Raw genomic sequence first — 3,031 nt, forward strand, 5'->3', positions numbered from 1 at the left:
GTTACAATCGTACTTAGTTTGGGAATGGGAAGAATGGCAGAGAAGAACGCCATCGTCAAGAAACTTTTGGCAGTTGAAACATTGGGAACAACAACTGTAATTTGCTCCGACAAAACTGGTACATTGACTCAAAACGAAATGACTGTGAAGAAAATCTACGTTGATGGAACAGATGTCGATGTCACAGGAACAGGATACAAACCTGAAGGCGATTATTTGATTGAAGACAGAAAAATGCAAGAAGATGACATCAAATCTCTTAACACTTTGCTTCATATAATGAGTCTTACTAACGACTCAAAACTAATCGAAGAAGATGGAACTTACAAAATCGTGGGAGACCCTACTGAAGGAGCACTTCACACAGCAGCAGGAAAACAAGACATCACAAAAGATGAAACCAATCAACAATATCCAAGAATAGAAGAAATTCCATTCGATTCAGAAAGAAAAATGATGACTACATTCCACGACAAATTCTTAACTGACAAAGTTGTATCCTTCACAAAAGGTGCACCAGATATAGTTATCGAAAAATGTAGCAAGATTTTAATCGACAACGAAATCAAACCACTAACAGAAGAATTAAAACAACAATTGTTGAATAAAAACAGCGAATACGCTAAGCAAGCACTTCGTGTACTAGCTTATGCACTTCGTGAACACGAAGAATTACCAAGTGAAATTACATCTGAAAACATCGAAAAGAACATGGTATTTGTAGGATTATCTGGAATGATAGATCCACCAAGACTAGAAGTAAAAGATGCAATCAAAGAATGTAAAACAGCGGGAATCACACCAGTTATGATTACTGGAGACTACTTGGAAACAGCAGTTGCAATCGCAAAAGATTTGGGAATTTGTACGGATGACTCACAAGCAATAATGGGAGCTGAACTTAACAATATGTCAGACGAACAAATCCGTGAAATCGTCAAAGAAAAGAGAGTTTATGCGAGAGTTTCTCCACAAAACAAAGTACAAATCGTAACAGCATTAAAAGAAAACGGACACATCGCAGCCATGACAGGTGACGGAGTCAACGATGCACCTGCAATCAAAAAAGCAGATATCGGAATTGCGATGGGAATCACTGGAACAGACGTTGCGAAGAACACATCAGAAGTTATCCTTACAGACGACAACTTTGCAACCATTGTAAACGCAGTAGAAGAAGGAAGAATAATTTACTCCAACATCAAAAAATTCGTATCATTCCTATTAAGCTGTAACATAGCAGAAATTCTTATCGTATTCTTGGCGATAATGTTCAAATGGGACACACCATTTATCCCAATTCAATTATTATGGTTAAACTTAGTGACAGACTCATTCCCAGCAATGGCGCTTGGAGTTGAAAAAGGAGAAGCTGACATCATGAACAGAGCTCCTCGCTCACCAAAAGAACCAATCATCGACAAAAACATGAGACTAAGCATCATCGTTCAATCATTGGCAATCACAGTTGCAACATTGTTTGCTTATAACTATGGATTGAACCACTTCGATGGACACATCGAATCTGCAAGAACAGTTGCATTTGCAACATTGATTCTATCAGAATTACTAAGAAGTTATTCAGTAAGAAGTGAACACAAATCAGTATTCCAAATCGGATTATTCTCAAACAAAGCATTAGTAATGGGAACATCACTTTCATTATTATTAATGCTAGGAGTAATCTACATTCCTGGAGTAAATGATGTATTCGAAACAATACCACTTCACCTTGAACACTACAAAGTAATCTTGCCATGCGCATTATTGCCATTCGCAGCAGGAGAAATCTTGAAAGCAGTAAAAAGCAAAAAATAATAGACAACAATAAAGGCGTATCGTGTGATACGTCTTTTTTAGTGGGGTGCTGTGTGAAAGGAAGAAAATCGTGTGGAGCGAACACATGTAGCATTAAAACCAAGCAAACATCTCGCACGAATATCTTGGGGAAAATTTAATAATCTTATTCGTTCAGCCTCACTTCAGAAATCTTCTTTTTAGAATATGAAATGAAGATTTCATCGTTCGAAGCGTCGCTCATAAGAAACATTAAATTTTCTATGGTGATATTCTTAGCTTCGATTGTTTGCTTAAACGGACACAAGAGTGGGGATTGCAGGACAACCGTAGGTCACATATCTCGCAAACATCTCGCCCGAAAACACAGATCAAGCATTTTGCACGAATATCTGGACTACGAAAATAAATAAATTCTAAGCTTGTGAACCTAAAATTGTGAACTCGTGTTACGCACTCAAACAGCACAATTTTTTAACGGTTCACTTTGCTTGAATTTATGCTTATTTTTTCCGTATGATATTCTTAGCTTCGATTGTTTGCTTAAACGGACACAGGAGTGGGGATTGCAACACGAACGTAGGTCAGATCTTTCGCAAATGCAAGAATAATCGCCACACCCACGTTCATCTCCTAACCACCAAATGAACACAAAAAAACAGGGAGTATTCCCTGTTTTACTATTTTACACACTATCTTGAAACAGCTGATGTCATTACTTTGAGCAATTGACCTGTGACGGCGTCTCTTTCATTTTCGTACTTTTGATGTAGTGCTTTGTATTTTATTGTGTATGTTTGCGATTCTTTGTCTAATTTGATTTCCCAATCTTTGATGTCTTCTTTTTCAAGATAATTTTCTTTTATTTCCATTTCTTTTATTTTGGCTTCGTCCAAGAACACGTTATTTTTTCTTTTTTCTTTTGTTTCTGGGTCTTCTCCTTCAAGGTCCAATCCGTTTTGCACTTTTACTCCATCTATGCTGACATTTGCTTCTGAATCGCCGTTTTTTGCGATGATTCCATCTTTTCCGATATTTGCTTCTGAGTCGCCGTTTTTTGCGATGATTCCATCCTTTCCGATACTTACTTCTGAGTCACCATTTTTGATATGTATGCCGTCTTCTCCAGAAGTTTTCACGCCGGTATTTCCAACATTTTTCACTCCACAAGAACTTAGCATAGCGCATGCCATTAAAACTACTAATAATTTCCTCTTCATGATATTATCCTCCT

Annotated in this window: 2 protein-coding genes; one reads left to right on the forward strand and one right to left on the reverse strand. The window is 37.3% G+C overall.

The window, feature by feature from the left end; genetic code table 11:
* A partial coding sequence (locus tag KHW44_RS07940) for a cation-translocating P-type ATPase (protein WP_304068129.1) occupies positions 1-1,818 on the forward strand: 1,818 nt, incomplete at its 5' end.
* A 671-nt stretch (positions 1,819-2,489) separates the two neighbouring features.
* Here KHW44_RS07940 and KHW44_RS07945 read toward each other — a convergent pair.
* Positions 2,490-3,017 carry a hypothetical protein gene (locus tag KHW44_RS07945; RefSeq protein ID WP_304068132.1) on the reverse strand — a complete coding sequence of 176 codons (528 nt, stop codon included), beginning with the start codon at positions 3,015-3,017 and terminating at the stop codon, positions 2,490-2,492.
* Between the last annotated feature and the right edge of the window lie 14 nt (positions 3,018-3,031).

Source organism: Finegoldia magna (assembly GCF_018371055.1).
Lineage (GTDB): Bacteria > Bacillota > Clostridia > Tissierellales > Peptoniphilaceae > Finegoldia > Finegoldia magna_I.

Coding starts and splice junctions, on each gene's coding strand:
- KHW44_RS07945 (WP_304068132.1), bottom strand. CDS start 3,017: ATGAAGAGGAAATTATTAGTAGTTTTAATGGCATGCGCTATGCTAAGT.